Source organism: Nitrospira sp. (assembly GCA_030692565.1).
In the GTDB taxonomy this organism is placed as follows: Bacteria; Nitrospirota; Nitrospiria; order Nitrospirales; family Nitrospiraceae; genus Nitrospira_D.
The window spans coordinates 13,444-40,068 of record JAUYAO010000051.1; the positions used below are offsets into that span (position 1 = coordinate 13,444).

The 26,625-nt window shown below is 59.8% G+C and carries 32 protein-coding genes; 18 read left to right on the forward strand and 14 right to left on the reverse strand.

What is annotated here, in order from left to right:
* The first annotated feature begins 52 nt into the window (after positions 1–52).
* Positions 53–190 carry a hypothetical protein gene (locus Q8N04_13295; GenBank protein MDP3091650.1) on the forward strand — a complete coding sequence of 46 codons (138 nt, stop codon included), beginning with the start codon at positions 53–55 and terminating at the stop codon, positions 188–190.
* Between the two features lie 82 nt (positions 191–272).
* On the opposite strand, the gene Q8N04_13300 is transcribed toward Q8N04_13295, so the two are convergent.
* On the reverse strand, positions 273–881 hold the full coding sequence (locus Q8N04_13300) for a short chain dehydrogenase (protein MDP3091651.1): 609 nt from the start codon (positions 879–881) through the stop codon (positions 273–275).
* A gap of 252 nt (positions 882–1,133) precedes the next feature.
* Between Q8N04_13300 and Q8N04_13305 the strand changes: the two genes are divergently transcribed.
* The 9 genes from Q8N04_13305 (at position 1,134) to Q8N04_13345 (ending at position 8,780) form a co-directional block, all read left to right on the forward strand.
* The gene (locus tag Q8N04_13305; protein ID MDP3091652.1) at positions 1,134–1,388 is read left to right on the forward strand and encodes a hypothetical protein; all 255 of its coding nucleotides are present in this window, start codon (positions 1,134–1,136) and stop codon (positions 1,386–1,388) included.
* Between the two features lie 32 nt (positions 1,389–1,420).
* Positions 1,421–1,750: a hypothetical protein gene (locus Q8N04_13310; protein MDP3091653.1), complete on the forward strand. Its 330-nt coding sequence runs from the start codon at positions 1,421–1,423 to the stop codon at positions 1,748–1,750.
* Positions 1,747–2,328 carry a hypothetical protein gene (locus tag Q8N04_13315; GenBank protein ID MDP3091654.1) on the forward strand — a complete coding sequence of 194 codons (582 nt, stop codon included), beginning with the start codon at positions 1,747–1,749 and terminating at the stop codon, positions 2,326–2,328. The genes Q8N04_13310 and Q8N04_13315 overlap by 4 nt, the downstream gene beginning before the upstream one ends.
* Positions 2,329–2,398: 70 nt before the next feature.
* Positions 2,399–3,628, forward strand: a complete 1,230-nt coding sequence (locus Q8N04_13320; GenBank protein ID MDP3091655.1) for a TCR/Tet family MFS transporter — start codon at positions 2,399–2,401, stop codon at positions 3,626–3,628.
* A 193-nt stretch (positions 3,629–3,821) separates the two neighbouring features.
* Positions 3,822–4,589: a CBS domain-containing protein gene (locus Q8N04_13325; protein MDP3091656.1), complete on the forward strand. Its 768-nt coding sequence runs from the start codon at positions 3,822–3,824 to the stop codon at positions 4,587–4,589.
* Positions 4,590–4,630: 41 nt separating this feature from the next.
* Positions 4,631–4,990, forward strand: coding sequence for a hypothetical protein (locus tag Q8N04_13330; GenBank protein MDP3091657.1), 360 nt, complete (start codon positions 4,631–4,633; stop codon positions 4,988–4,990).
* A 77-nt stretch (positions 4,991–5,067) separates the two neighbouring features.
* Positions 5,068–5,790: an SDR family oxidoreductase gene (locus tag Q8N04_13335; protein ID MDP3091658.1), complete on the forward strand. Its 723-nt coding sequence runs from the start codon at positions 5,068–5,070 to the stop codon at positions 5,788–5,790.
* A 160-nt stretch (positions 5,791–5,950) separates the two neighbouring features.
* A complete protein-coding gene (locus Q8N04_13340) occupies positions 5,951–7,132 on the forward strand; it encodes a M20 family metallopeptidase (GenBank protein ID MDP3091659.1) in 1,182 nt (393 codons plus the stop codon).
* 19 nt (positions 7,133–7,151) lie between these two features.
* Positions 7,152–8,780, forward strand: a complete 1,629-nt coding sequence (locus Q8N04_13345; GenBank protein ID MDP3091660.1) for a GNAT family N-acetyltransferase — start codon at positions 7,152–7,154, stop codon at positions 8,778–8,780.
* Positions 8,781–8,813: 33 nt separating this feature from the next.
* Here Q8N04_13345 and Q8N04_13350 read toward each other — a convergent pair whose 3' ends face one another.
* The 7 genes from Q8N04_13350 to Q8N04_13380 all read right to left on the reverse strand — a co-directional run bounded on the left by Q8N04_13350 (position 8,814) and on the right by Q8N04_13380 (position 14,004).
* Complete coding sequence (locus Q8N04_13350) at positions 8,814–9,710, reverse strand: lytic transglycosylase domain-containing protein (protein MDP3091661.1); 897 nt, start codon at positions 9,708–9,710, stop codon at positions 8,814–8,816.
* Between the two features lie 215 nt (positions 9,711–9,925).
* Positions 9,926–10,648 (reverse strand): hypothetical protein, encoded by a 723-nt coding sequence (locus Q8N04_13355; protein MDP3091662.1) that lies wholly within the window; start codon positions 10,646–10,648, stop codon positions 9,926–9,928.
* Between the two features lie 68 nt (positions 10,649–10,716).
* A complete protein-coding gene (locus Q8N04_13360) occupies positions 10,717–10,953 on the reverse strand; it encodes a hypothetical protein (GenBank protein MDP3091663.1) in 237 nt (78 codons plus the stop codon).
* A gap of 99 nt (positions 10,954–11,052) precedes the next feature.
* Positions 11,053–11,943 (reverse strand): thiamine pyrophosphate-dependent enzyme, encoded by an 891-nt coding sequence (locus Q8N04_13365; protein ID MDP3091664.1) that lies wholly within the window; start codon positions 11,941–11,943, stop codon positions 11,053–11,055.
* Between the two features lie 46 nt (positions 11,944–11,989).
* Positions 11,990–12,895 (reverse strand): thiamine pyrophosphate-dependent enzyme, encoded by a 906-nt coding sequence (locus tag Q8N04_13370; protein ID MDP3091665.1) that lies wholly within the window; start codon positions 12,893–12,895, stop codon positions 11,990–11,992.
* Positions 12,896–12,952: 57 nt separating this feature from the next.
* Positions 12,953–13,273 (reverse strand): iron-sulfur cluster insertion protein ErpA, encoded by a 321-nt coding sequence (gene erpA, locus Q8N04_13375; GenBank protein MDP3091666.1) that lies wholly within the window; start codon positions 13,271–13,273, stop codon positions 12,953–12,955.
* A gap of 404 nt (positions 13,274–13,677) precedes the next feature.
* On the reverse strand, positions 13,678–14,004 hold the full coding sequence (locus Q8N04_13380; GenBank protein MDP3091667.1) for a PilZ domain-containing protein: 327 nt from the start codon (positions 14,002–14,004) through the stop codon (positions 13,678–13,680).
* Positions 14,005–14,248: 244 nt separating this feature from the next.
* Between Q8N04_13380 and Q8N04_13385 the strand changes: the two genes are divergently transcribed.
* Positions 14,249–14,611: a nuclear transport factor 2 family protein gene (locus Q8N04_13385; protein ID MDP3091668.1), complete on the forward strand. Its 363-nt coding sequence runs from the start codon at positions 14,249–14,251 to the stop codon at positions 14,609–14,611.
* Positions 14,612–14,714: 103 nt separating this feature from the next.
* Here the strand turns inward: Q8N04_13385 and Q8N04_13390 are convergent, their stop codons facing one another.
* Positions 14,715–15,080 (reverse strand): hypothetical protein, encoded by a 366-nt coding sequence (locus Q8N04_13390; GenBank protein ID MDP3091669.1) that lies wholly within the window; start codon positions 15,078–15,080, stop codon positions 14,715–14,717.
* 32 nt (positions 15,081–15,112) lie between these two features.
* On the opposite strand from Q8N04_13390, the gene Q8N04_13395 reads away from it, so the two are divergent.
* The 4 genes from Q8N04_13395 (at position 15,113) to Q8N04_13410 (ending at position 18,037) form a co-directional block, all read left to right on the forward strand.
* Positions 15,113–15,385, forward strand: a complete 273-nt coding sequence (locus tag Q8N04_13395) for a hypothetical protein (protein MDP3091670.1) — start codon at positions 15,113–15,115, stop codon at positions 15,383–15,385.
* A gap of 62 nt (positions 15,386–15,447) precedes the next feature.
* Positions 15,448–17,094, forward strand: a complete 1,647-nt coding sequence (locus Q8N04_13400) for a SulP family inorganic anion transporter (GenBank protein MDP3091671.1) — start codon at positions 15,448–15,450, stop codon at positions 17,092–17,094.
* A gap of 127 nt (positions 17,095–17,221) precedes the next feature.
* Entirely contained in the window at positions 17,222–17,494 is a 273-nt protein-coding gene (locus Q8N04_13405) for a hypothetical protein (protein MDP3091672.1), read from the forward strand.
* A gap of 375 nt (positions 17,495–17,869) precedes the next feature.
* Positions 17,870–18,037, forward strand: coding sequence for a hypothetical protein (locus tag Q8N04_13410; GenBank protein MDP3091673.1), 168 nt, complete (start codon positions 17,870–17,872; stop codon positions 18,035–18,037).
* Positions 18,038–18,168: 131 nt separating this feature from the next.
* Here the strand turns inward: Q8N04_13410 and Q8N04_13415 are convergent, their stop codons facing one another.
* The 4 genes from Q8N04_13415 to Q8N04_13430 all read right to left on the reverse strand — a co-directional run bounded on the left by Q8N04_13415 (position 18,169) and on the right by Q8N04_13430 (position 22,762).
* Positions 18,169–19,173: a hypothetical protein gene (locus tag Q8N04_13415; protein ID MDP3091674.1), complete on the reverse strand. Its 1,005-nt coding sequence runs from the start codon at positions 19,171–19,173 to the stop codon at positions 18,169–18,171.
* Between the two features lie 324 nt (positions 19,174–19,497).
* Positions 19,498–20,109 (reverse strand): hypothetical protein, encoded by a 612-nt coding sequence (locus Q8N04_13420; GenBank protein MDP3091675.1) that lies wholly within the window; start codon positions 20,107–20,109, stop codon positions 19,498–19,500.
* A gap of 41 nt (positions 20,110–20,150) precedes the next feature.
* Positions 20,151–21,677 carry an aldehyde dehydrogenase family protein gene (locus Q8N04_13425; protein MDP3091676.1) on the reverse strand — a complete coding sequence of 509 codons (1,527 nt, stop codon included), beginning with the start codon at positions 21,675–21,677 and terminating at the stop codon, positions 20,151–20,153.
* Positions 21,674–22,762, reverse strand: coding sequence for a saccharopine dehydrogenase C-terminal domain-containing protein (locus Q8N04_13430; GenBank protein ID MDP3091677.1), 1,089 nt, complete (start codon positions 22,760–22,762; stop codon positions 21,674–21,676). The genes Q8N04_13425 and Q8N04_13430 overlap by 4 nt, the downstream gene beginning before the upstream one ends.
* Positions 22,763–22,897: 135 nt before the next feature.
* On the opposite strand from Q8N04_13430, the gene Q8N04_13435 reads away from it, so the two are divergent.
* Positions 22,898–24,274, forward strand: coding sequence for a glycosyltransferase (locus Q8N04_13435; protein ID MDP3091678.1), 1,377 nt, complete (start codon positions 22,898–22,900; stop codon positions 24,272–24,274).
* A gap of 146 nt (positions 24,275–24,420) precedes the next feature.
* Positions 24,421–24,750 (forward strand): hypothetical protein, encoded by a 330-nt coding sequence (locus tag Q8N04_13440; GenBank protein ID MDP3091679.1) that lies wholly within the window; start codon positions 24,421–24,423, stop codon positions 24,748–24,750.
* A gap of 80 nt (positions 24,751–24,830) precedes the next feature.
* Here Q8N04_13440 and Q8N04_13445 read toward each other — a convergent pair whose 3' ends face one another.
* Positions 24,831–25,775 carry a glutathione S-transferase family protein gene (locus Q8N04_13445; protein ID MDP3091680.1) on the reverse strand — a complete coding sequence of 315 codons (945 nt, stop codon included), beginning with the start codon at positions 25,773–25,775 and terminating at the stop codon, positions 24,831–24,833.
* A gap of 214 nt (positions 25,776–25,989) precedes the next feature.
* On the opposite strand from Q8N04_13445, the gene Q8N04_13450 reads away from it, so the two are divergent.
* Positions 25,990–26,622, forward strand: a complete 633-nt coding sequence (locus Q8N04_13450) for a DUF2238 domain-containing protein (protein MDP3091681.1) — start codon at positions 25,990–25,992, stop codon at positions 26,620–26,622.
* Positions 26,623–26,625: the final 3 nt, after the last annotated feature.

A 26,625-nucleotide genomic window follows, 5' to 3' on the forward strand; every position in this document is an offset into this window, starting at 1 on the left:
AAACAGCGGGCAGGCGATCGGATGAAGGTGCTCCGCTTTGTGCAGTGCCGTCGTGGCCATGCCCGCATTCCTGCGCACGTTCGAAGGCGGTGATCGCCGGTCGATCGGGCGGTCTAACGCTGTCGTCGGGGACGTGCTTGCCGGTCCGGCGCAGTTCGGCGAGATTTCTGCGGGGGGCCCGGTGGTGTAGGCGCGAGGTGGGCAGTTGCTTGCCCAGCTCTCATCGAGGCTGAGAGCCGGGTGTTGGAATTGCACTGCCGGCCTGTGCGGATTTATCTAGCGGGGAAGGTGCGCGGATCGAGCGTCTGTCCGGTGGCGGTGCCTTGGACGCCGGCGAGATAGGCTTGCGCGACGGTGGCGGCGGGGAGACCGATCGACGGATCCATTTTTCTGGCGATCAACGTTTCGGTCACCCAGGGCGGGCTCACGACGTTGATGCGGATGCCGCGCGGGAGCTCCAGGGCGGCGGCGCGGGCGAAGCCTTCGAGTCCCGCATTGACCATGCTGATCGATGCACTGCCCTTCATGGGCTCGCGGCTCAGGACGCCGCTGGTGAGGGTGAAAGAGCCGTTGTCGCGCATTTGCTTCCGGCCGATGCGGACGAGGTTGACCTGCCCCATCAGTTTGTTGGACAGCCCGAGCTGAAAATCAGCATCTTTCAGGTCGTCCAAACTGGCGAACGCGGCTCGGCCTGCCGCGCAGACGAGCGCGTCGAACGTGCCGACGGCGTCGAACATCCGTTCGATGGATTCGGTTGAGGCGAGGTCCACGCGGATTGCGCCGCGCTTGTTTCCCACGGCCACGACTTCATGACGCGCGGATAGGGCCGCGACAATTGCGGACCCGATCGTTCCTGTAGCACCGACGACGACAACTCGCATGGTCCCTCCTGGATAGAATCCGATCACGCACTCTTCCCGATGAATCGCGAGAGAGTAGCGCTGGCCCGGTCTTGGCGCAAGAGGGGCTCTGTTTCGTCAGGGAGTCTCTGTGCGATGGACGCCGGGTAGTCTGATTCTTTATTTTGAGGGAGCGGGGCCCGTCGGTGATCTGCGCGGGGCCTGCAAGCATCCGGAATACGAGAATTTGTCATGATGCGGCACACGTCCATCCGTCTCGGAGCACTCATCTGTATGGCCACAGTTGCCCTGGCACTGGCCGGGTGCAGACAATTCGAACCCCGCGATAAGCGGTTCTACTACCGTGCGCTGTGGAACTTCGCGCTGCGCGAAGATCTGGCCGAGCTCGACAGCGAGTTCAACGGCGTCGATTTCGGCCATTCCAACCTCTATGAGAACTTACTCCTGACCGGCGGGAAAGACGTCCAGGCCATCGACGACCGGGCGCGCAAGGAACCCCTCGCCTTCATCGCCACCAAGCGCGGCTGAACCCGAACGAAGAGGCCATCGCGCCGACCTACATGAAGCTGGCCTGGCGCGCGCAGAATACGTTCGATGAAGCGCATGCCCTGCATCGCGCCACCTACGACATCATGGCTTCCGACGAGGCTGACAAAGCGCGCGCGCTCCGTGACGTGCTGGCCTATTATCAAGAAAGCGCCTATGCCATTACGGCCAAGCGGCTGGACCATCATCGGCTGGATCAGTTTCCCTATTCCAAGACCTTCCGCAACCGGTTTCCGTTGTTCAATGCGACGATCTGGTCGTATCACTACCTGCAAGTCGCTGTGTATGATCCCTTGCAGGCGGCGTGCGCTTCAACGACCGGCGGGAGGGTCGCACCCGCGTGACGTTCCAGCCGCAAATCATCTACGGGGCGTTCGACAACACGCAGGTCGAGATCCAGGGCGATCTGATGTCCGATCCCAACACCCTCGTCGGGGCGGCGAAGTCGGGCGACCTGCATCTGGGCCTGCTCTACAACTTCAACACCGAAACGATCAGTCTGCCGGCGTTCGCGGCGCGGGTGGAGGTGGATCTGCCCACGGGCGTGAACTCGAAGGGCGTGGACACGCAGATGACCGGCATTCTCACCCGTTCGTTCGGGCGGCTGCGCGCGCACCTCAATGCGGGCTACACCGTCCTCGGTTCCCCGCAGGGACAGGAACGGCCCGGCGCCTATCGCGCCGTCGCCGCGGTGAGTTATCCCTTGGGCTATCCGACGAGCTTCAGCGACACGTTGATTGCCAGTGTGTACACGCGCGAGTCGGATCTCCGCGGGCAGCGCAATCACACCGGGTTTGAGATCGGTCTGCGGCATCAACTGTCGTCGCGGCTCGTGTTGGACGGAGGCCTCGGCACTGAATTCGTCGGACCGGCGGATCGGGCCGCCCTGTTGGGTACGATCGGACTGTCGGTGGGGTTCTGACCAGGTTCTATTCGAATGTGCCGCCAGGGACAGTGTCTACTCATGCAGCGGCCTGCTAGAATGCCCCGCCATGCCCGACACAACGAAAACCAGTCAGCCGCGTAAGGCGGCGGCCCTCTTCATCCTCTTCACCGTGCTGCTCGACATGCTGTCCTTCGGGATCGTGATCCCGGTGTTGCCGAAGCTCGTCGAAGAGTTTCTGTCGGGCGACACGGCCCGCGCGGCGGAGATCTTCGGCTACATGGGAACGGCCTGGGCGCTGATGCAGTTTATCTGCTCGCCTATTCAAGGCGCTTTGTCCGACCGGTTCGGCCGGCGGCCGGTCGTCCTGCTGTCGAACTTCGGATTAGGACTCGACTACATCCTCATGGCGCTGGCGCCGAATCTGGCCTGGCTGTTCGCGGGGCGCGTGATCGCCGGGATCGCGTCGTCGAGCTTCAGTACCGCCGGGGCCTACATTGCGGATGTGACGCCGCCGGAGCAGCGGGCGGCGGCGTTCGGCAAGATCGGGATGGTCTTCGGTCTCGGGTTCATTCTGGGCCCGGCGTTGGGCGGATGGCTGGGGGCGATCGATCCGCGATTGCCGTTCTGGGGCGCCGCGCTCCTCAGTCTCTTGAATGCCTGTTACGGATTTTTCGTCTTGCCGGAATCGTTGCCGCGCGAAAAGCGGGCGGCCTTTGCCTGGAAGCGGGCGAATCCGGTCGGTTCGCTGGTGTTGCTGCGGTCGCATCATGAATTGTTCGGGCTCGCAACCGTCGCGTTCCTCGGTTATCTCGCCCACGCGGTGCTGCCAAGCGTCGCCGTGCTCTACATGGGCTATCGCTATGGATGGGACACGGCCAGCGTCGGTCTGATGCTCGCCGGTGTGGGGGTGGCCGCCATGATCGTGCAGGGGGTGCTGATCCGGCCGCTCACGGCGCGATTCGGCGAACGTACGACGTTGCTCGCGGGATTACTCTGCGGCGCGGTCGGCTTTGCGATCTACGGAGTCGCGTCGGAGGGGTGGATCTTCTGCCTGGGCATTCCGATCATGGCGTTCTGGGGACTGGCCGGCCCGGCGACCCAGGCCTTGATGTCGCGCCGCGTGAGCGGCTCGGAGCAAGGCCGGCTCCAAGGGGCGACGGCGAGTATCAACGGGGTTACCGGTCTGATCGGCCCGACGCTCTTCACGCAGATCTTTGCACACTTCATCGGGGCGCAGGCCGGGTGGCAGGTGCCCGGCGCGCCGTTTCTCCTCGCGTCCTGCCTGCTTCTGACCGGGGCCGGCCTCGCCTGGCGAGTGACTCGATCGCGCGACTAAGCGCTTTGTTGTCAGGCTCCGGCCTTTGATCCTGTTCGCTTGCCACGCGGCAGCCCGGTCTCGTCCAAGCTCCTACTCTCATCGCTCTCACGGTTGTTCGCGGATCTCACCGGCAGAAGAAGGTTGCTTGCCTCGTTTATTCGGCAAGGCGTATGATCGATCATCTCACCGCGTTTATCTATAAGGAGGTGCTATGACCGTCCTTACCAATTCCAAAAAGCCGCGAGTGTCCTTTGACCGCAGTATAGAACGTATGCGGGAACAGCTGGCCGAACTTGCCCCGTTTCTAGGCAAAGGGAAGCCCACCCGCAGCCTGGACGAGTTCGATTTCGAAGCGGAGCAGTTGATCGGCGACCTGCTGGGGCAGACATCCGATCTGTTGCATGCGTATGAATATGCCGAGCTGGGCGAGGCGGCCGGCCTGGTGAATATGACGGATGAGGCGCCGGAAGGCACCGGCATGGACAGTCAGCGGCAGAGTCTCTTGCAACGCAGCCGGGTGTTGGAGAGTTGCATCTCTGAATTGGAAGCGCGCCGGTCTGCCGAACCGAAGAAGCCCAAAGTGGGGCGGACCCTCATCGGTCCGCAAGTGGCCGAACACATGTCCCCTGAAATACGGAGCCTGTCCCAGGACGCCACCCTCCAGGAGGCGGGGCAGCTTATGCAGAAATGGAAAACGGGCTCGTTGCTCCTGACGGATAAGCAATCCTATGTCGGATTCATCACGGATTCCATACTCGCGCGCGAGGTGGTGGCCAACGGCCTGAATCACGCCGCCACGGCCGTCAAAACCTGCATGCGAACGCCGGTTGTGGCGATCGCCGGCGACCGTCCGATTATCGAGGCGGTGCGTCTGATGAAAGAGCAGGCCACCCGGCACCTGGCCGTGACGCAAGACGGCCAGATCATCGGCGTGATCTCGGTATCCAATATTTTGCGCTATTACTCCGGTGTCGTCTGAACCCTGGTGTGACCGCATTCGTCCAAGCAACGGAGGTACATATGGGACCGACCAAAGCGATCGTTAAAGAGCACGCGCTCTATGAGGCGGTGAGCGGAAAAATCATCAAGGACGGCTTTGCGAACCGCGCCGACATTGAAGATTATGTGAACCATCACTATCTTGTCCTGCCGGTCCTCGACAATGCGGGCCAGCCGTGGCTGCTGGACGGGAAACCCGTCTACTGTCTTCGCGGCAGCCAGTACGAGACGCTCGGCGGACAGAAAATCCAGCTGGCCCGCTGCCCGGATTGCGGCGGCATGGGGATCAGAACGGACGAATTCACGGTCGAGTCGGATTGCATCCACTGCACGGCCTGTGGGCACGAGTTCGATGCAAGACTCGAAATGATGGAGACGTAGCGGCGGCGGTTCTCTTCGCTGCCACGATCCCGTGGCGGTGATTGGTTGTCATCTTTCAGGAGGCATGAGGTCACCGGATGGGACGATTAACCGGCAAAGTCGCGATTGTCACAGGCAGCAGCAGCGGCATCGGGAAAGCCATTGCCCTGCGGTATGGCGCAGAAGGGGCGAGGGTTGTCGTGACGGCGCGGCGGCTGGCACTGTGCGAGCAGACGGTAGACCAGATCAAGGCCAAAGGCGGGGAGGCCTGGGCAATTCAAACCGACGTGGCCGATGAGCAGCAGGTCGAACGGCTGATCGCGGAGACGGTGAAGCGCTATGGACGGCTGGATGTACTGGTGAATAATGCCGGCATCATTGCCGGCGGACGGCGACTGGCCGAGACGAGCACGAAGGATTTCGATGCGGTCATGAATGTGAATCTGCGCGGGACGTTTTTCTGCTGCCGGGCCGGATTCAACCAGATGAAGCAACAGGGCGGGGGCACCATCATCAATATGTCGAGCGTCGCGGGTGTGCAGGCCTGGGCCGGTACCGGCATCTATAGCGCCTCGAAGCACGGCATCATGGCCTTGACCAAGTCGCTGGCCGACGAAGGCCGCGCGCATCATATCAAGGTGGCCGCTATCTGTCCGGGCGGCGTGGCGGACGAGCTCGTCGATGCGTCAGCAGAGGAGATCCTGCGCAGCGAAAAGATCGATCCGTTCGACATCGCCGAAGCGGCGGTCTATCTGGCGACGTTGAGTAGGCACACTGTCGTACACCAGATCGTGATCGATCGGCTCGGCGCGGATTGGTAAGGAGGCGATCAAGGCAGGGGCGAGGGGGCCCCAACGTACTACGGAAACCGTCGTGGTCTTTGTGCTAGCATAAAAACGTCTTCTTCTGATCGCCTGTCTGGCCGGACCCGGCGAGTGAGAGTCCTACAGGCCGTCGTATGTTCATCGCTGGGTAACCATCATGCCGTTAATTCCCGAACCGCTGCACCATCGTCTCATCCAGCTGCGCCGTGTGCTTCATGAGTATCCTGAACTCAGCGGGCAGGAGGCCAACACGGCGGCAGTGATTTGTAAATTTCTCGACGGACTCGCCATCAAGTATCGAGCGCACGTCGGCGGCCACGGGGTGATTGCTGAGATTCCCGGACGCGCCGGAGTGCCCTGTGTCGTGTTGCGCGCCGACATGGATGCGCTGCCGATTCAGGAAGACACCGGCCTGGAATTCGCGTCGGTCCATGACGGCATCATGCACGCCTGCGGGCATGACGGGCACACGACGATGCTGCTCGGCGCTGCCGCGCTACTCTCGGAGGAGAACGAGCTGCCCGCTCCGGTGCGGTTGATTTTTCAGCCGGCCGAGGAAAAAGGCACCGGCGCGTTGGCCATGATTCACGCCGGCGCGTTGGAGGGGGCGGGCATGATATTCGGCGGGCATCTCGACCGTCACTATCATCCGGGAGGCATTGCCGTGGCCGAGGGCGCCGTCAACGCGTCGTCGGATAATTTCACGATCGAGATCATCGGACAGGGTGCGCACGGCGCGCGTCCCCACGAGAGCATCGACGCGGTCGTGGTCGGGAGCCTCATGATCATGGCGCTGCAGACGATCGTGTCGCGTGAAGTCGACCCCGCACGGCCGTCGGTCGTCTCCGTGGGGCAGTTCCATGCGGGGACCGCGCCGAACGTGATCGCGGGCCAGGCCAAGTTGGAGGGGACGGTCCGCGCTCAGGATCCTATGGTGAGGCAACAACTCCTCGCCTCCATCCGCCGCATCGCCGAATCCATTGCCCAGCTGCATGGAGCGAAAATTCAGGTCGCCGTGACAGAAGGCACGCCGCCGCTGATCAACACGCCGGACATGGCCAGCCTCGCGCGTCGTGCGGCGGTGACGGCCGTGGGGGAGGCCAACGTATTGCCGCTCAAGACGGCCAACATGGGGGCCGAGGATTTCAGTTACTACATGGAAAAGATTCCGGGCGCCTATGTCCGGTTCGGGGGGCAAGTGCCCGGCAAGGAGGGGTATCCCGCGCATTCCAGCAAGTTCGATTTCGATGAAGCAGCTTTGGCCGTCGGTGCGGCCTATTATCAGGCCATTGCCAGGCTCGCCGGCCAGCGGTTGCGCGATCAGACCACCGGTTTCTGACCTAGCTTACGGGACGGCCATGATTCGGATCAGAGAAGCCCGCGAAGAAGATGTCGGCCAGATCCGCGAGATTTTTCTCGCGGTCTACGGCGCCGACTACCCGCATCGCGAACTCTACGATGAATTGTGGCTGAAGCGCTCGGTCTTCACGGACGATGCGCTGATTCTCGTCGCCGAAGATACGGAGGACAACCGGGTGATCGGCACGGCTTCCGTGCTGTTTGATTTCGGAGCCCATTCCGATCTCGTGGGCGAGTTCGGCCGGCTCGCGGTCCATCCGGACTATCGCCGGTTGCAGGTCGGTAAGCTGCTGATGGAGAAGCGCCTGGAGGTGATTCAGAACCGCCTCCACGTCGGCCTTGTCGTCGCCCGTACCGTCCACCCCTATGCCCAGCAGATCAGCCTCGCGCACGGGTTCACCCCCACCGGGTTTCTGCCGCTGAAGCATTTCTTTCGCCACCGCGAGAGCTTTGCTTTGCTGGTCCGGTATTTCGGCGATGCACTCGCCTTGCGCCGCAACAATCCGCGGATCATTCCCGAGGTCTATGCCCTGGCGAATCTCGTGATGAGCCACCCGCCGCTGACCCCGGATTTCATCGTCGACGAAGACTCCGCTCCGTATCCGGCCGGGGGCGACTACACCATTGAGCAACTGCAGTCCGAAGGCTATCCGGCCTTACTGCGTATTGAGCGGGGGCGGGTGCGCAACCGGGAAATCTTCGGCCCCATGCGGCTGGACTACGGTTTCTTCAAACTTCAGGCTCGGCAAACGCGCTACTTCCTGGCCCGCTCCGGCGGCCACATCGTCGGGGCTGTCGGTTACACGCTGGATCCGGTCGAGCATACCGTCCGTGTCTTCGAGTTGATCGCTCTTGCAGATGACGTTGTGCGCTTTCTCCTCGCCGAGCTGGAGAGAAAGTGTCGGGAGGAGTTGGCCGTCGAATATATCGAGATCGATGTCAGCGCCTATGCGCCGCGGATGCAGCGCACATTGTTGGAGCTGAACTTTCTGCCCGTCGCCTATGTGCCGGCCATGGTGTTCTATCAGGTGGAGCGGCTCGATATCGTGAAGATGGTGCGGCTGAACAAGCTGCAAGATCTGGGGCCGCTCGCACTGACGGAACAGGTCAGGGTCGTCGCCGATGTGGTGATGCGCGGGTTCTCCACCTGCGTCATTGCCCCGCGCATGGCGCAAGCCATCAAGGAGATTCCATTGTTCCACGGCATGAACAGTGAGCAGGCAATCCGGCTGGCGGGAATCTGTACGGTGCGGGAATGGCAGCCAAGGGATTGTCTTTTTATCGAGCGCGATCCAACAGACCGGCTGTATCTGGTGCTGCAGGGGCGAGTCGTCATCAGCGGCGGCAGCCCGCCGGTGACAATCGGAACCGTCCGCACCGGAGAGACCTGCGGGGAAGTGTCACTGCTCTCGGCCCGACCGCACTCCGCGACGGCTACGGCGGAGGGCCCTGTCGAAGCGGCCGAACTGCTCCAGCGCGATCTGGCCGATCTCATCCGCCGGCGTCCCGACATCGGGGTCATTATCTACCGCAACCTGGCCGTCGGCCTCGGCGAGAAACTCCTGCGCTCCGGCCATTCCATGCGGGGCCATGAACCTGTCCATTCGGAAGTGCTTCATTTCACCTGAGACGGTATTTCAGGTCGCACACTCATCGTGTGTTCACCGAGTCTGCCGGAGCGCTCTATTCCCCGCTGCCAGATGCGCGAATTGCTGCTTCAATCCATTGATGCGCGCCAGGTAGGTGTTCACATCGTGGTCGCCGCAGCGCTGGTGGGGAAGGAGCCGGAAACCGCGCCTCGCGTAATCCTGGCCCGCTCCCGCTCCGCAGAGGTGGATGATGGCGGCGAGATCCTGCTTTTTCTGGAGCGTCGCCGATGCCGCCCGCCGGTGGCCCATCGCGGCGGCGACATTGCGGTCGAGCAGCGCGGCCGTCATCTCGATCGCATGACTCGGCACGACGCGGGAATAGAAGCGGTTGAACCAGCAGGAGTTGAAATTGTTCCAGGGGCCGTCTTCGACGACCTCGTGATCGTGAACGCAGTAGCGCTTCGCCAGCTGAAACGTTCCGTCGGTGAGCTGGTACATACCCACCGCGCTTGACGCCGGCTGATACCACTCCAAGGGATTCCACGAAGCCCGCCATCGCCAGTAGGTCCGCGCCACGGGGTTGCCCGCTCCTTCGCTCTGGGCCAGTGCGGCGAGCAGTTCCGGCGCGATGACGGCGGTCGAATGTTCACGGAAGAGCGCGCCGTATTCCTGCCAGGTTTTCGCCGGGCTCTTGTCGAATGCGTTGTCGAGGGGGAACAGGACTTCGGTGGGTTTGTGGAACGCATGGTACATCCAGTTCACCGCCAGCCAGAGCACGAGAATCAGCGCAACGCTGACGACGATTCGCACCGCCGGCGTCGTTTTTCCCAGTGCCCGAAAGAATGTGCGACACTCCTGCCAGCGGGACCGCACGAAGCGGCGGGATCCGGCAAAGCTGCGTCGATGGCGCGAGCGTCCCGCTCTGCGGCGAGGGGAACGGGCGTTGCGGCGATGGGATCGGGGCGGCATGCCTGTACTATAACTCAAAAATGGAGGCATGCCTGCATGTTGTGCGCAGGGAAGGATTGATATCGGCCTCATAACGGTCGACAAATGCGTTTCTGGGGAAGGAGATGACGGTCTTCCCATCTTCAGATGGTTCAGTCTAAAGCGGATTGTGTTGAGGATGCCTCTAGCGGGGCGGGCTGTCCGTTCGTTTCCGCACAGCTCCTCACGGGCTGGATCTAGGAGAGACCGAAGTTGGTCTCATCTGTTTCTTCGGCGGCGTGAAGGTTCTCGTCGGATAGCGCGACATAATGGCGAGCCCACGTCAGATACATATATCCGCTGTCGCGCATCACGCCGGCACCCTTAAGCAGTGTGTCGGTCAACTCGGCATCTCTGCCACCGGCCTCAAGTGTTGCCGCGCGCCGCTCCAGTGCCGGGGAGAATGCCGTCATCAACGCCGACATCTCACCGATGAGCTGTTGGAGATGCGCTTGTTGACTGTCCATCGAGACGTTTCCCTTTCTGAAGGAGGGCAGAGTATCAGTGACGCTTCCTACCTTGGTCACCGGCCGGTGGGCGGGCGTCTCGGACGGAAGCGGATAGAGTTGCTCGAGTCGCTGGATCAACGGCAGTGCTTCCGGAGTACTGGCCCAGGTCGGTTCACTGGGTGAGTGGTCCCAGCTCAATGTTTGAATACCCGCGTCCGTCAGGACGGTGCGGATTGTCTCGACCATCGCATCCAGCGTCGTTTCACTCCAGGGACGGAGATCGATGACGCGCTTCTCCCGCTCATCGGGTGGAGGACTTTCATGGATGAGCATCCAGCATCGGTCGAAGAGTGCCGTACGCACGTCATCGGGCACATTGAGTGAAGTCAGCCGGGAGGTGCACAGCGCCGTGATGAGCAGGACGAACTGAAGGTCCGGCATCCCGGGGCGATCGATATCAAGCGTCTGCATGATGGCCTTTCCAGACGGCCGCAGAATCCTTTTCGGCGGTTCCAGGCTCCGGTCATGAATCGCGGTGCTTACGTTTCGGCATGGATCTCGAAAAATGCGTCGACGCACTCCAGTAACCGCGCTTTGATTTCTTCCGGCGTGCCGTTGATCACGTGCAAGGTGATGTTGCCGGTCGATCCGTCGGGCAGGACGATCGGCATGTGCGGATGCGCCTCTTCTGCACCGGTCCCTGGATCCAGCCGCATGCCGTAGGTCAGTGTAAAAGGAGTCTGTGTGTTCCCGGTGCGTGTTGTGGAGTCCGTCATGGTGTACCTCGGTCGCATTATCGGCAAGGCGTGCCGGGTGAAGGGTGGAAGACCCGGGCGGTGCATCGTGCCCGGCTCCCGAATCTTCCACCTATCCTGTCACGCCTGTACGACGGCAGCAACCGGCTTCGGCAGGAATTCCTTGTAGCCGTACCGCTCGGCCAGATAGGCCTTGGCCTCGTCGCTGACATACTCGGTGAATTTGTAACGATCGTCCTCGACGTTCTTGGCGTCTTCCATGACCTTGTCCGTCGGGATCGCATACTCGATATTGCAAGACGTATAGGCTTGAATATACGTCGGTCCGACTTCCCGCGCGATCAGGACGGCCTTCTTGATGCAACTTTCCACCCGCCGAGGATTGTTCGGCACCACGGTGGCGATATAGGCGCAGCCGGCGATTTTGGCCATGCTGACCATATCCATCTTTTCGAACTTCTTGCCGAGCGGCGCCATTTTGAGGACCGCGCCTCTGGTCGTCATTCCGCTCTCCTGCCCGCCGGTATTGCCGTAGACCTCGTTGTCCAGCATGATCGTCGTGAACCGTTCTTTTCTGAACCAGGAATGGAGCACTTGCTGGAATCCGATATCGGCGGTTCCTCCGTCCCCCGCGATCACTACGACATCCTTAGGCTTATCGCCGAAGCGGATCCTCAACCCGCGCGACAACCCGCTGGCGACGCCGTTCTGGTCGCCGTAGTTGCCGTACACGAAGGGAATCGCCGCCTGAGAAATGGCCAACCGGCCGCATCCGGCCGTTCCAACCGTGATGGTATCTTCGGGATTGGGAAACGCGATGATCGCCAAGCGGATAAACAAGGTCATGGCGCAGCCGGCGCACATGGGGTGTTCTTCGAGGATTTCCTTGAAGCTGCCCATCTGCGAGACGGTCGTTTTCTTTCCGAAGGGACCGTGCTCCACCATATCCTTATATTCTTTCGGCATGAAGGCATCGAACCCTGGGGTGAATTTCACATAATCGAGACTCATCTGGCACCTCCGCTCTTTGTGTAGGCCGCAGCTGCGGCGATCCTTGTTATGCCTGGGATGACGCCAACTGCTTCGCGGCGTCTTTCTTTTCTTTTGCCTTCGCAGCGAGTTCGGCGATGAGTTCCTTGGCCGGTTCGCTCATGTATTCCTTGTAGGCGAAGCGCTCGCTCGGCTTCTCCGCGTCGCGCATTTCTTGTAGTCCCTCCTGGCTGTCCTTGCCGATTTCGAGAATGCAGGGCGTATACAGTTGCACGTAGGTGGGACCGATCTCGCGCGCCACGAGTACGGCGTTCCGGATCACTTTCTCTACCAAGGAGGGTTTGCTCACCGTACAGTTCACGACGTAGTGGCACCCGGCCTCCCGCGCAATTTCAGGGAGCCGGACCTTGTCGAAGCTCTTGCCCATCGGAGCCATTTTGGCCACGAAGCCTTTTTGCATGAGCCCGCTTTCCTGGCCGCCGGTATTGGCATACAACTCATTGTCGAAACAGATCGTGGTGAATTTCTCCTGGCGGAACCATGCCTGCAAGGTCATGTCGAGTCCGATGTCCACCGTGGCGCCATCCCCGGCCAGCACGACCACATCCTTGATTCGTCCTGGAAAACGGACGGTCAACGCCCGCTTCAGGCCTGAGGCCACGGCATTTTGATTGCCGAACAGCGAATGAATGTTGTGGAGCGCGACATGAGGAAAGACGAGACTGGTGCAGCCGGTCGAGCCGACCATGACGGTATCTTCGGGATTGGGGAGCGAGGCTAAAATGTAACGAAACGCCATGGACTCAGGACAACCGGCGCAGAGCGAGTGCTGCTCAATGAGTTCCTTGGCCGTGCCGATATCCTTCCATCCCCGGTCTTCCTTGCCGTAGGTGGCCTTGGCGACAAGGTCCTGATACTCGGGCGGCATGATGTCGTAGAGGTCGGGTGAAATGGTGATGCGTTCTTTGCTCATGTATATCTCCTCTCAGCCTAGCTGAGTGTCAATGTTTGACGTTGAGGCACACTGCCGCTATGCGCTGAATGAACTGCCGCATCCGCACGTCGTTTTCGCTTGCGGATTCTTGATCGCAAACCCTGAGCCCTGCACGCTATCCGTATAATCGACTTCGCAACCGTTCAGCAGCGGGGCGCTTTGGGAATCCATGATGACTTTCACATCGCCCATTTCCACGACGGTGTCGTCCTCGCTCATCTTGGACTCGAACGCCATCCCGTACTGATAGCCGTGGCAACCTCCGCCTTTCACGTAGACGCGCAGGCCGATCGTATCCTGCTCTTCCCGCATCAGTTCACGAATCTTTTCTTCAGCCGTTGAGGTCACTGTAATCATGGCGGTATCTCCTCTACTGATGTGTGAAGCCTGCGCAATGCCTCTTACGAAGCGCGCGTAGAAGTCCCGTTCAACGCCGGACGCCGAAGCGCGCTTCCGGTTACGGAGAAACTCGACAAAAGGGAGTGAAAGAACCGCTGGCGTAGGAAGCGGCGGAGACCGGAGAATCAGTCGCGCAGAGCAGAGTGCGGGAGCGCGAGGGATGGGACAGTCAGCGGGGCTTGAGACGTCACTGACTTCACCCTGGGCGCAAATGAAGTCGTAGTCAAGCGCTATTAAGGGTAAGGTCACGCCGGTGATTCAGCGATTGTCCTGAGGTATTGGCCGGGGAATCCGGTGGGGCCGTTGTGTAAGCGTTCTGGTTTGCCGGGGGAGGCTGGTTTTCGGTGAAGGTGGCCTGCCGATCAGCTACGACCGGGTTGGCCTGCGAGCTGTTGGAGAGTGCCGTCCAGTCGTTCTCGATGAGGAGAGGCGAGCGACGGGAACTCGATTCCAATTCCATGGGCCCCGGCCCAGCGGATGGTGGCGTGCTGGATTAGTACGGGAACTGGTTCGTCGCTGAGGTAGAGGAGTAGATCCACTCGTGTGCCGGCAACGACCTGTACGGAACTTTCGAGCCGGCACCCTTTGCGTGAGAGATCAACCGAGTTTGTAATCGTATGGGGATGGTTCCGATAGACCAGCGTGCCGGAGAATGACGCATGGTAGCGGGGGTGTTGTCGTAGCACCATAGGTCACCTCGTACCCGGTCGTGGTTCGATGCGGTGGATCTTTTGACCAGGATAGTGCAGGTGCGATGCCTGAGCTGAATCCTGCGAGGTCGCGTATTTCCCGTCTTTTGCGCTGAAAGGCTCTGTAGAGGACGAGATTCGCCGTTCTTTGCTGTGCGTCAGTGAAGGGGCGGGGCCACACTGAGAGGGCCTACGGCGATCAGGAGACTGGTAGTGTTGTTCGTTGGCGATCACGAGGCCTGAGATGATGGATGAGAAGTTTGTCCGAGCTTTTGCCGCGGAGTGGATCGATGCCTGGAACGCTCACGATTTGGATCGGGTGCTGGTACATTATGCGGACGACTTTGAGATGCGGTCTCCGCTCATTGTTACGATTGCCGGTGAGCCGAGCGGGCGTCTCAAAGGGAAAGCGGCGGTGCGGGCGTACTGGAGGAAGGGACTGCAGCTCCTCCCGGACTTGCATTTTGAGTTGGTCGCAATTCTGGCCGGGGTGGAGGGGCTCACGCTGATGTATCGTGGCCATCGTGGTCTGGTGGCCGAGGTGTTTCGATTCAGCCCGGATCGAACAGTGGTCGAGGTGAGTGCGCACTATCTTTTGCCAGACTGACTTGCGGAGGCTGGAAGAGGGGCTGAGTTCACAATGCAAGCGGGCTGATCCTTCCGGACCAGCCCGCTGTAAGGTTGACGGATATGTGGGAAGCGGCGGGGCGCTATTGGATGGAATTGGCGAAGCCGCCCTGCGTCAGCTCCGCGCGAATCTTATCTCCCACTCTTTTGTCCCCGCTGATCTTCTTGGTGTCTTTGCCGACAAAGACGCGGATTTCGTTGGAGTTGGCTCCTCCCCCGATCGCATTGTAGGCAGGACCTTCGACCACGTAGATGTTGCCTTCAATTTTGCTGACCTTCCCGTCGATGGTCGTAAATGCCGGACCGGGTTTAGTATCCAACTCCTGGGTCTTCGGGTTGGATGAGGGAGCGTACTCGGCTTCCGCCCATGCCAGGCCGGCGCTCACGGCTCCGGTAATTCCTACTGCCAGAGCCAGTGCCATTGTAGATTTCGTGCCAATCTTTTTCATCTGATCTCCTCCTTAGGTGTCGCCAGGGGCACGTGAAAGACTCGTCTGTTTTTCAGTTGTTCCCGGCCTTCGATGAGTTTTTCAGCAAGCATTATGCCGAGGCCTACGGCAGGAGATTTCAGATGTTTTGGAGGGGATTTTACGACAACCCGGCTCTTGAACGGCTAGGTATCTCCACGCAGACTGACAAAACATTGTCTCTCCGTGCAATTGTGGGCGGATTGTTCTGGGCTCAGGCCATGTTTGCCGTGATGCCCGATCTGGTCCATTCGATTCTCCTGGCGGAATGGGATGCCTTCTTTTGATAGACTCCCGGCCGCAGGTTTGTTACGACTGTCCTGGGGGTTGTGTCCGGAAGGGGTTGTTCGTGCCCATCATTCACGGTTTGTCGTTTTCCCATCTTCGCGGCGATCTCGCCGGCGGGGTCGTTGCTGCCGTTGTCGCGTTGCCGCTGGCGCTCGCCTTTGGTGTGGCGTCAGGCGCCGGGGCGATTGCCGGCCTCTACGGAGCGATCTTCGTGGGATTGTTTGCCGCGTTGTTCGGCGGCACTCCTGCGCAGGTGTCGGGTCCCACCGGCCCGATGACGGTCGTCATGGCGGGTCTTATCGTCCAGTTCGGTCAAGAGCCGGCACTGGCGTTTACGGCCGTCATCCTGGGGGGCGGGCTGCAGATTCTGCTCGGATTGAGCGGCGTCGGACGCTATATCACCTTGATGCCGTATCCTGTGATTTCCGGCTTCATGAGCGGGATCGGCGCGATCATCATTATTCTCCAAGCCGCTCCACTCGTAGGCCACGCTGCCCAGTCCGGGAGCGTCCTTGCGACGATGTCCATGCTGCCGTCGTTCTTTATGAATCCCGTGCTCGACGCGTTGATGCTCGGAGTCGTGTCGCTGACGATTGTGTATGGAACGCCGGAACCTGTGGGGAAAATCATCCCGCCGCCGTTGCTTGCGTTGGTTGTTGGCACGGTATTGGGAGCGTTCGTGTCCCCCGGCGCACCGGTGATCGGCGCGATTCCGACGACGATCCCCATGCCGGCGCTTCCTGCTTTCCATCTCGATGCCATGAAGATCATCATTGGACAGGCGATCGTACTGGCCGTGCTGGGCAGCATCGACAGCCTGCTCACATCGCTGGTCTGCGACAACATGACGCGGACGCACCATGATTCCAACCGCGAGTTGATCGGGCAGGGGATCGGCAATGCTGTGGCCGGCCTGTTTGGAGGACTGCCTGGCGCGGGTGCCACGATGCGTTCGGTCATCAATATCCGTACAGGCGGGAGAACGCCTATTTCCGGTGCGCTCCATGCGCTAGTCTTGCTGGCGGTGCTCCTGGGATTGGGGCCGCTGGCGGAGCGGATTCCGCTCGCCGTGCTGGCTGGGATTCTCGTGAAGGTGGGCGTCGATATTATTGATTGGCGCTTGCTCAGGCATGTGATGCAGGCGCCGCGCGCAGACGTCACGATCATGGCGGTCGTCTGTGCGATGACGGTGTTGGCAGACCTCATCATGGCGGTGGCCGTGGGGCTGGTATTGGCGAGCGTGTTGTTCGTCAAACGGATGGCTGATCTCGAGTTGATGAATCTGCGGATCATTACCGCGCAGACTCCGGAATCTCCACTCACGAATGAAGAGGCGGCGGTGCTTGGCCGTCACGAGGGCCGGATCATTTTGATTCATATCGACGGTCCGATGAGCTTTGGTTCGGCTAAGGACATGGTCCGTCGCTTAGAGGGTGTTTCGCGATGGAGCAGTTTTTCAGTCGTTGTACTGGACTTGTCGGCGGTGCCGATGATCGATGGGACCGCCGCGCTGGCGGTCGAAGATATGATTCACATGGCGGAGTCCCATCACCAGCATCTTGTACTCGTGGGGATGCAAGCGGTTGTGAGGGAGGTGCTGGAGGGGTTGGGAGTGTTGCGGCTGATACCATTGGGCAACCAGCATGCCTCCAGGCTCGATGCGCTTCACCATGCGGCCCGTCTCGCTACATCGCCTGTCGCCTCATAGTCCCAGCGTCCTTTCGTTCCCCGCTTGAACCAGGTCCCCTGTTTTTGACGCCTTCCCGGTCACGGCGTAGGGTTCTCCCACGTCACTGCTTTCAACGACAGGATTCGGTCCGAGCCGGGAGGATTGCATGCCAACCACCATTTTAGAGATTGCCACCAGGATTGCCGAGCTCGAGCAGCAGCTGGAGCGAGCGGTGGCGGAAGAAGTGGAGGCAAAACGTCGCGAGTTTCTCGATTTCGGCGACGTGCTGCCCTCAAATCCTGAGCCTGGGTGTGTTGGTCTGATCCCTCACTCGCTGATCTGTACCTGGCTGAGGGGGGAAAGGGAGCTTCTGCCCACAGCTGATCGGATGACACGAAGAGTCTCTTCAGCGGTATTCGTTCTGGTGGCTCTCCGTTGATTGAGAATCGGTCCTCCACCGTGCAGGTCCTCGTTTCCGACATCCGCATTGCGCCGAGTGTGTGGAATGGGCGTTGCCTTCGCGAGAGGTGGTGATGAACTGCCCAGTTCGAGGCACGGTTTTACCTGAATTGTACAACGCTGCTGTGTCGCAGAGTCTTATGATTTCTTACTGAGGCCATTGTGCTGAATGGATATCTACTGAACAGGCTTGCTGTTCATGTCATTGCGGATGTCCGGATCGCCAAAGCCATTACAGTGGAAAGAGTGGCACCTCCCTTGCAGTCTTGAGCCTCCGCCAGAACGCCGGGGCAATGGTTGCCTAGGCAAACAATACATTGGGGCTCAGTTCATTCGAAGGGAGATCGAGTTGCATATGGTTACGTTAATTGGGATTGTGACGATGAGTTCGTTGGTGTGGGTTCTGACGTTCTGCCTGGCAAGGGAAAGTGATGCCGAGAGGCGTCGCATGAGCACCCTTTCCGCAAAAGATTTCTCGCCGAGCTTCGCCGTGAGCCGTGAGGATCTGAAGCTGGCTGCTTAGCCTCTCGTATCTATCAAAGAGCAGCGTCTGACTCTGGATGCGGCGTGCCGCATCCAGAGCAAACACCGGTCTTTCATCAGCCGAGAAGTCTCACCAGATTGAGTCCCGGTGATAGTCCGGGCTTTATTGAGCTATTCTGACCAGGCCTTCATTCGCCCGTACACCAGTTCCGGAACATCGTTCGTGCGTAACTCTCGGTGACCGATGTCAGCCGGAAGCGCACGTGCTCGCGCGACGGGTACTTCCAGGCAGGGCAACGCGGTTGGTTCAAAGTGTTCACGCCGCAGTTCGTTCCCGGTTCTGCTTCGATAGACGAGTTCGTCGGTCTCTAGATCGTATTCAGGGATCTCGGGATTTCCCCATCGCTGCTCAAAGTAATGTGAGTAGAGCGTGTAGAGCCCGTGGGTCTTTCGATTGTGCCGCAGCACATATTCCGGCATGGTCTCGATATCAAGGTCTGCGTGGTAGTGCTGGAGCCACAAATAGTCGCCCAGAACAACCATTTTGACCAGAGGCGGATCGGCATATAGCTTGAGCTTCACAGCTTTGCCCATCGCCTTCAGGCGTTTGAGCAGCGTGATGCTTTGCCGGACTTCCTCGCGGAATCCGTCCAGGGTAAATTCAGGATGGCCGATAGCCTGGATGCGAGCACTGGCCTCCTCGCTGTATGGATTGACCAGGAGGATTTGTGCGCCCAGGCACTTGTCGAGCACCGAAGAGAGGTCACCTACCTGGTCGACCAGAGTGCTATACCCGCTTGACCCGATCACTTTGATGGTGCGGCCCGTCCCCTGATCTTCTTTGAGTTGTCTGATACGTCGTTCCGCGCCTCGGGCGCGCCGGGGGAAGAAGGAGACGAGCCCGGCTCCGGTCGCGTACGCCGCCAGGGTTCGGTCGCGAAGGCTCCGATGGAGAAAGTTCAGTCCTGCGATCAGGAGCACGGCGACCGACATTTCTACGGCGATCAGCGAGAGCTTGTTGTGCTCGACCTGAGACCAGAAGGAGAGAAACTGTTTGGCTCCCGCTGGCAGCAGGAGGGCGATGCCTCCGCTCAGCGCAACAATCGTGATGTGGTAAGCGCTCCCCGCGGCATTGCGGAGGAGAGCTCGAAACGTGGACGAGAATTCATGAAACAAAATGCACCTCTTGAAAATGTGACAACAAACCACGCGACGGTGTCGGACTGGTCTTGCGAGCGATGGGTGTAAGGCCAACGGGGACTGCTCAGCAGATGCAGGACGGTCTTGTGCGGGCAAACAAAAATCGCGTCAGACTTCGGTGTGCCGGGGGATACTGCGGCCCCTAAACTCCGGAGGTCTTACGCGATCAAGTGTCACCCTAACAGGATGTTGGCGGTAACACAAGGTGTATCGTGATGCTGGGCGGGATCTTGTGCGTGGGGCCGGCGGCGTCGAATGAACGCTGATGCGGTTACCGAGACATCGCCGGAAGACGATGAGTCATTTGCGCGAAGTCTCACGCGGCGCAGTCGACTTCATGAGACTGTCGGCTTGTGGCGGAAGAAAGCCTTGGTATCCCTCGTGTCGTTCGGCCAGTTCCAGCACCGAGAAGGGATGGCCATCGACCATTTCAGGCGAAGAGAAAACCTGCCGGAGTGAGTCTCCGCGTGCCCCGACGATGTGTCCGGCAAATAGGATGCCTCTTTTGTTGAGTTGCCGGACGGCTTTCTCGATATCCTCCACGCGAACCGCGATATGGTGAAAGACCTGGTCGCCGAAGTTCTGAACCCATCCGGGAATAATGCTGGTTCGTCCGCGGTCGCCCGCATAGGCTTGATCCACAAAGAGCGCAGGGTAGCCGGATTTCCGATAGACTTTGGCGTACCAGTCGTCGTACTCCAGCGTTTCGTCGTAGGCATATCCGAGGGCGATGAATGGCTCGGCCCGGCGATCGATATCGAGCGTCCGCAAGGTCACATGATCGATCACGGGCGTGAGGCCGACTCCCGCCTCGTCGAGCATGGCTTGCAGCGTTTGTCCGGCCTGATTGTGCAGGACGAATTCCCCCACCATGCGCACCATGAGTCCATCGAGTTCCCGATTCTGATCCATGATGGCCTCCCTTCTCTCCTGGAGTTGCAGCCGTCAGCTATTCAGCCGAACGTGATGCCCTGTGCGAGCGGCAGGTCCGCGCCCCAATTCACCGTGTTGGTCTGACGGCGCATGTAGGCTTTCCAAGCGTCTGAACCGGCTTCCCGTCCGCCTCCCGTTTCCTTCTCGCCGCCGAATGCCCCGCCGATTTCCGCACCGGATGTGCCGATGTTGACGTTGGCAATTCCGCAGTCGCTGCCCGCCGAGGACAGAAACCGCTCACTGTGCTGCAGTCTTGTGGTGAACAGGGCCGATGAGAGGCCCTGCGGCACATCGTTCTGGAGGCGGATAGCTTCGTCGATGGTCCGGAAGGGCATGACAGAGAGGATCGGGGCGAAGGTCTCACGCTGGACCACGGGCCAGTGGTTCTGTGCGAGTACGATCGTCGGTTCGACGAAATGTCCGGGCCGCTGGAGCACCTGTCCGCCGTAGAGAATCTTGCCGCCTTCCTTTTTAATCTCGTCGATGGCGGCACGGAAGGTGTCGACTGCGGCCTGATCGATCAGCGGGCCCATCAGGACGTCAGGCTCCAGGGGGTTGCCTATGTGGATGTGCGCATAGGCGTTTACGAGTGCGGCCGTTACCTCCTCATAGCGAGATTCGTGGACGAGCAGGCGTCTGGTTGTTGTGCAGCGCTGGCCGGCGGTGCCTACGGCTCCGAAGAGAATGGCGCGCACGGCGATATTAAGGTCTGCGGTCTCATCGATGATGATGGCGTTGTTGCCGCTGAGTTCGAGCAGCGCCCGCCCCAATCGGCTGCCGACGGTTGATGCGATCCGGCGGCCGACCGCCGCCGATCCTGTGAACGAGATGAGAGGCAGGCGCGGGTCCTGGACCATGGTCTCGGCCAGGCTGGATTGATCCGTGACGAAGAGCGAGAACACGCCGTGACAGCCCTGCTGCTGCATCGCACGATTGCAGATCTGTTGAACCGCGATTGCACAGAGCGGAGCCTTGGGGGATGGTTTCCAGATGACGGTATCTCCGGCGATCGCGGCCAGGAAGGCGTTCCATGCCCAGACGGCCACGGGGAAATTGAAAGCGGTAATCACCCCAACGGGGCCGAGAGGGTGCCACTGTTCGGACATGCGATGCGCCGGCCGTTCGGAGTGCATCATCGTCCCATAGAGCATGCGCGATTGCCCGACTGCGAAATCGGCCATGTCGATCATCTCCTGAACTTCGCCGTCTCCTTCAGCTTTGATCTTGCCGACTTCCAGAGCGATCAAGGTGCCGAGGTCATCCTTCTTCTCTCTAAGTGCCTGGCCGATGAGTCTCACGAGTTCCCCGCGTTTCGGTGCCGGGACCATTCTCCATGATTTGAATACATCAACCGAATTTTTCGCTATGCTGCTGTAATCATCTGATGAACATGGCACTACTCTGGATATCGTTTCTCCTGTTGCCGGGTCAATCGATGGCAATAAAGGCCTGTTGGATTGACCTGACCACCACCCTGAACCAGTGCTTCCGCCTGGGTTGACCGCTTGAATACCAAGCTCCTTGAGGGCGGTTTTGATTGTGCTCATCGGAAGCATGCTCCAAAGTCGTTGGCGAGGAAGTTCTTCAGCGAAATGGATTCCTGTGTGACAAAGCCATGGTAATGGGTTGGATCGCGCAGGACGAGGTCCAGCACCGTGCAGAGGCTGGAAGCGGTCGTGACTTGAATCGCCGACCAGAGCCTGCCCTTGATGCATTGAGGGTAAACCTTCTTGACGTAGTTCTCTTCAAAGAATCCCCCCTCTTTGGTCCCGGTGACCGAGGCGTAGATCAGGACGACATCCTGGAGGGTTTGCGGAACGGCGTGCTCCAGTACTCGCTTGAGCGTGTCCCGGTCTTCGTTTAGCTTCAGGTCCTTCATCAGGAGATGGATCTTTTCGCAATGCCCCGGATAGCGCAACGTCTTGTAATTCATCGTCTGCACTTGCCCGGCATAGGTATCTGCCAGCGTGCCCAATCCTCCGGATGTGTTGAAGGCCTCGTAGAGTAGACCGTCCAGCTCGATGGTCTCATAACCCTCCAGCGGCTGGAGCGGTACTTTCTCGCCCTCTTCGATGCCGTAGCACAGGTTGCCGTATTCATTGATCAAGCCATCGGTCGACCAGGTCAGCGAGTATTTCAGCGCATTGCTGGGATGGACCGGCAGCGCGCCGACGCGCATCTTCACGGTGTCCAGCTTCTGGAAATGCGTCATGAGGTCGTGCGTCACAATGCTGATGAACCCCGGCGCCAGGCCGCACTGCGGCAGGAAGGCTTGGGAGGCGCCGGCGCTCAACACGCGAATCTGACTGGTCACCTCGATGTCTTCGGTCAGATCGAAGTAATGGACGCCGTGAGTCAGGGCCAGCCCCGCCACGGTGGGGTTACAGAAATAGGGGAGACTGGAGACGATCGCATCGACGGGATGCGTCGAGAGGTACGTGCTGACCATGTCCGGGTGGCGGACGTCGAGGAGGCAGGGAGTCACTCGCTCAAGTTTGAGATCCGCGACGAGGCGGCTCGCTCCGTCCAGATTCACATCGCCGAGATGCACCTCGTAACGGCCGTGTTGAGAGAGCAGGCCTACAATGAGCGAACCGATCTTTCCTCCACCGAGGACCAGTACTCGATACATAATGCGCCTCTCGTATTCTCAGTATACTCCTCTCCGGGACATTCATCAGCCGTCCAGTCTTGACAGGTGAAGGGTGGCCCTAGTACCGTTTCGCGTTTTTTGAGGTGTTCATGACGATTGCTCAAGGAACTATTCATGGAATCATTCTCGGTCGAGCCCACGTCGCCTTCTGCTCCGTTTTCCCATTCTGTCGAGGATCGGCCCGCCTGGCTGAGTGTTGACCTTCGATTCGTCATTGCGACAGTCATCGTCTTCAGTGCGGTGGTGGCGACCACGATTCGATTCAGCCACGAGGTGTTTGACCCGCTGGCCGATGCGCTGAAGATTCAAGGGTGGGCCGCGATTATCGCGCGTCCCAGTCTTCTCTGGTTTACGATGGGCATGGCGCTCATCGTCATTCGGACGTTGCTCTGGGTGCGGTATCATCCGGTGGCCGCGGTCTCTCATGATGAGGCGCCGCGGATGTCGATTATTATTCCCGCGTATAACGAAGGGGCGATGGTGCGGAAGGCGGTGGACGCCTGCGCGCGGGCCGAATATCCAAGAGGGCGTCTAGAGATCATCGTGATCGATGACGGCAGCACAGATGACACCTGGAGGCACGTGGACGCGGCGCAGCGGGAGCGCCCTGACCTTGTGCAGACGATCCGGCTTCCGGTGAATGCCGGGAAACGGGCCGCGCTCGCGGCCGGGTTTGCCAAGGCGACAGGGGAGATTCTCGTAACGGTCGATTCCGACAGTCTGGTCGAACGAGGCGCACTGCTGGCGATCGCCGGCCCGTTCCGGAATGAACGTGTCGGTGCGGTGGCGGGCAAGGTCTGTGTGCTGAACCGGTTTCAGTCGGTTCTGCCGCGTATGTTGCACGTTCGGTTTGTGCTCTCGTTCAATTTTCTGCGCAGCGTGCAGTCGACGTACGGTACCGTCTATTGCTGCCCGGGGGCCTTGTCAGCCTATCGTGCGTCGGTCGTGCAGGCGCTGGTTCCGGCCTGGTTGCAGCAGCGGTTTCTCGGCGAGGTGTGTACGATCGGGGAGGATCGGGCGTTGACGAACGACGTGCTGGCCGCCGGCTATCGGGCGGTGTACCAGCGTACTGCCGTGGTGCAGACGCTGGCGCCGGAGACCTATCGGAAACTGTGTCGAATGTTCCTGCGGTGGGACCGCAGCTATATTCGGGAAGAAATACGGCTCTGGAAGATTATGTGGACACTGCCGTTCCCGGCGATGGCCTTGACGTTGATCGAGACGACGGTCACAAATCTCCGGTATCCGGTCGCCTATAGTTCGCTGGGATTGATGCTCTATTTAAGTGTGCAGGATCCGCTGACCGTCGTCCGTTTGTTGATCTCCATCGGCATCGTATCCATTTTTTATTCGCTCTATTTCCTCCATAGCGAACGTTCCCGCGAATTCTTCTATGGCGTTCTCTATGCCTATTTTCATTTCGTGAGCCTTCTGTGGATTTTCCCCTATGCGCTGGCGACGGTGCGAAATCGTTCCTGGATGACCCGCTAGGTCTGACGCAGGTCAGCCTGTCTTGTTGGCCGGTGAGTCGAATGCGCGACTTCCGCCAGTTGTTCATTCCCATCAGCAAGGGGGACCGGTATACTAGCCGCCAGTGTTGTCGCGCACAGGGCCAATAAGAAACGGGGAGGGAAAGAATGGACTATCGAAAAGGTTGGGTCAGTGTCGGCATGATGGTGCTGCTGCTCTGTGTGTTGGGTGGGGTTGGTGGAGCCGTGTCGTCCGTTTGTGCCGACGAACCGGTTGTCGACCTGAATAGTCCCGAGGCGATCCGCCATACGCTCGAGCAGCAGGCGGGCAAGCGAGTAAAGCTGAAACTTCAATCCGGACAGGAGTTGGAAGGCAAAATCTCCAAGGTCGGATCCCATGTCGTTGTCGTCAGCGAGCTCAGCGGGATGGAGTTTTTCGATGCGACGGTGCGGGTCGATCAAGTCGCCGCGGTCATCGTCCGGGTTCGCACGAAGTAGGCGTGCTGTCCAGAAGTCTGCTGGGCGGTTTGCCGGCTCTCGAATGTCCTGATGATGGAGGCTGAGTCTTGCGGCTTAGCCTAGCCGAGCCGAGCCCGACCATGGGGGGTGGTGAGATCCTGATCGGGACCGACCGGGACGATGCGGGTAGGGTTGATGTCGTCATGCGTGACGTAGTAGTGCCGCTTGATATGGTCGAAATTGACGGTCTCGGCGATGCCGTCAGTTTGGTAGAGATCCTTGAGATAGCCGAAGAGGTTCGGATAGTCGATGATGCGGCGAATGTTGCATTTGAAGTGGCCGTGATAGACCGCATCGAACCGGACCAGGGTGACGAACAGCCGCCAGTCGGATTCGACGAATTCCGAGCCGAAGAGATAACGTTGATGCGCCAGCCGCGCATCGAGGCTATCCAGCGCATCGAATAGCCGATGCACCGCTTTCTCATAAGCCTGCTGTGACGTCGCGAATCCTGCCCGGTAGACTCCATCGTTGACGTTTTCGTACAGAAAGGAATTGAGATCGTCGATCTCTTTGCGAAGACCTTCCGGATAGAGATCGATCGGGCTCTCGGTGAAGCGATTGAACTCGCTATTGAAGATACGCATGAGATCGTCGTCGGAGTTGGTGACGATGCGGGTGGTCGCCCGGTCCCACAGGGCCGGCACGGTAATGCGTCCGATATAGTGCGGATCGGTGGCCTTGTAGGCCTCACTCAGAAAGTGGAATCCATTGACGGGGTCGGGTGAATGTCCCGGGCCTTCGCGAAAGGCCCATCCCCTCTCGTCGCGAATCGGGTCGACGGCGGTCAGTCCGATAATCCCCTCCAGTCGTTTGAGCTTCCGCACGATAATGGTGCGATGCGCCCAGGGACAGGCCCAAGACACATAGAGATGATAGCGGCCGGCTTCGGCTGGATAGCCGGAACTTCCGGTGGAGGTCACGTAGTGGCGAAAGGCATCAGCCTGACGTGTGAACTCGCCTTCGCCGGATTGCTCATCGGGAAACTGCGCCTGGATTGTCACGTTGCATCCGCTCCTGGTCGGTCGAAAAGTTACTGGTCGCATTATCGCATAGGTCTGTCTTCCTGGGGCAGGTTTCTAAGCTGTTGCCTGCTGGTTGGAGAGCGGTTGCAGCCAAGGGCGGCGTTCAGTAAAGTAACAAAATATGAGGGCTGAACCAAATCGTTCAGCGAGCTCCGGTTTGAGGACGGGATAAGCGGATAGCAGGGAGATGCACATGGATCGCAGGAAGCTTGTGACGGCGGGACTCTTAGTCTGGTACGTTGCGGTGTCCGTATGGATGGCGCAGGCGCCGGCCGACCCCCAGTTCTGGTTGATCGCGAGTATTCTGCCGGCGCTGTTCGTCGTCGTGCTGATCGCGACCTACCGGCACTTGCCCATGTCACCGGCTTCCTATGGCCTCATCACAGCGTTTCTCACGCTGCATACCATCGGTGTTCACTATACCTACGCGGAAGTGCCGGTCGGCTTGTGGATGGATCAAGTCCTGCACCTCGGACGCAATCATTTCGATCGGATCGTGCATTTCAGTTTCGGATTTCTGCTCGCCTATCCCATGGAAGAGTTGTTTCGCCTCAGTGCGACTGTCCAGGGGTGGGTGGTGTACTATCTTCCGGTTATGACCGTTCTTGGACTGAGCGGACTCTGGGAAATTATTGAATCATGGGTAGCCAGCGCCGTGCATCCCGAGTTGGGCGCGACCTACTTGGGTTCGCAGGGGGACATCTGGGACGCCCAGAAGGACATGGCCGCGGCGCTCTACGGAGCCCTGCTCTGCGTGTCGATCCTTATGGTGGTTCGGGCGTTGAGAGGAGCCCGGTCCGAGCTTCAAACCGAGCTAGCTGAATAATCT

Bases quoted from the DNA above. Each gene is read 5' to 3' on its own strand.
- Q8N04_13385 (MDP3091668.1), top strand. From the start codon at position 14,249: ATGATGGATGAGAAGTTTGTCCGAGCTTTTGCCGCGGAGTGGATCGAT.
- Q8N04_13440 (MDP3091679.1), top strand. From the start codon at position 24,421: ATGGACTATCGAAAAGGTTGGGTCAGTGTCGGCATGATGGTGCTGCTG.
- Q8N04_13430 (MDP3091677.1), bottom strand. From the start codon at position 22,762: ATGTATCGAGTACTGGTCCTCGGTGGAGGAAAGATCGGTTCGCTCATT.
- Q8N04_13380 (MDP3091667.1), bottom strand. From the start codon at position 14,004: ATGGTGCTACGACAACACCCCCGCTACCATGCGTCATTCTCCGGCACG.
- Q8N04_13450 (MDP3091681.1), top strand. From the start codon at position 25,990: ATGGATCGCAGGAAGCTTGTGACGGCGGGACTCTTAGTCTGGTACGTT.
- Q8N04_13335 (MDP3091658.1), top strand. From the start codon at position 5,068: ATGGGACGATTAACCGGCAAAGTCGCGATTGTCACAGGCAGCAGCAGC.
- Q8N04_13420 (MDP3091675.1), bottom strand. From the start codon at position 20,109: ATGGATCAGAATCGGGAACTCGATGGACTCATGGTGCGCATGGTGGGG.
- Q8N04_13390 (MDP3091669.1), bottom strand. From the start codon at position 15,080: ATGAAAAAGATTGGCACGAAATCTACAATGGCACTGGCTCTGGCAGTA.
- erpA (MDP3091666.1), bottom strand. From the start codon at position 13,273: ATGATTACAGTGACCTCAACGGCTGAAGAAAAGATTCGTGAACTGATG.
- Q8N04_13350 (MDP3091661.1), bottom strand. From the start codon at position 9,710: ATGCCGCCCCGATCCCATCGCCGCAACGCCCGTTCCCCTCGCCGCAGA.
- Q8N04_13435 (MDP3091678.1), top strand. From the start codon at position 22,898: ATGGAATCATTCTCGGTCGAGCCCACGTCGCCTTCTGCTCCGTTTTCC.
- Q8N04_13365 (MDP3091664.1), bottom strand. From the start codon at position 11,943: ATGAGTCTCGATTATGTGAAATTCACCCCAGGGTTCGATGCCTTCATG.
- Q8N04_13325 (MDP3091656.1), top strand. From the start codon at position 3,822: ATGACCGTCCTTACCAATTCCAAAAAGCCGCGAGTGTCCTTTGACCGC.
- Q8N04_13345 (MDP3091660.1), top strand. From the start codon at position 7,152: ATGATTCGGATCAGAGAAGCCCGCGAAGAAGATGTCGGCCAGATCCGC.
- Q8N04_13410 (MDP3091673.1), top strand. From the start codon at position 17,870: ATGGTTACGTTAATTGGGATTGTGACGATGAGTTCGTTGGTGTGGGTT.
- Q8N04_13425 (MDP3091676.1), bottom strand. From the start codon at position 21,677: ATGAGCACAATCAAAACCGCCCTCAAGGAGCTTGGTATTCAAGCGGTC.
- Q8N04_13355 (MDP3091662.1), bottom strand. From the start codon at position 10,648: ATGCAGACGCTTGATATCGATCGCCCCGGGATGCCGGACCTTCAGTTC.
- Q8N04_13330 (MDP3091657.1), top strand. From the start codon at position 4,631: ATGGGACCGACCAAAGCGATCGTTAAAGAGCACGCGCTCTATGAGGCG.
- Q8N04_13300 (MDP3091651.1), bottom strand. From the start codon at position 881: ATGCGAGTTGTCGTCGTCGGTGCTACAGGAACGATCGGGTCCGCAATT.
- Q8N04_13320 (MDP3091655.1), top strand. From the start codon at position 2,399: ATGCCCGACACAACGAAAACCAGTCAGCCGCGTAAGGCGGCGGCCCTC.
- Q8N04_13370 (MDP3091665.1), bottom strand. From the start codon at position 12,895: ATGAGCAAAGAACGCATCACCATTTCACCCGACCTCTACGACATCATG.
- Q8N04_13305 (MDP3091652.1), top strand. From the start codon at position 1,134: ATGGCCACAGTTGCCCTGGCACTGGCCGGGTGCAGACAATTCGAACCC.
- Q8N04_13360 (MDP3091663.1), bottom strand. From the start codon at position 10,953: ATGACGGACTCCACAACACGCACCGGGAACACACAGACTCCTTTTACA.
- Q8N04_13340 (MDP3091659.1), top strand. From the start codon at position 5,951: ATGCCGTTAATTCCCGAACCGCTGCACCATCGTCTCATCCAGCTGCGC.
- Q8N04_13405 (MDP3091672.1), top strand. From the start codon at position 17,222: ATGCCAACCACCATTTTAGAGATTGCCACCAGGATTGCCGAGCTCGAG.
- Q8N04_13310 (MDP3091653.1), top strand. From the start codon at position 1,421: ATGAAGCTGGCCTGGCGCGCGCAGAATACGTTCGATGAAGCGCATGCC.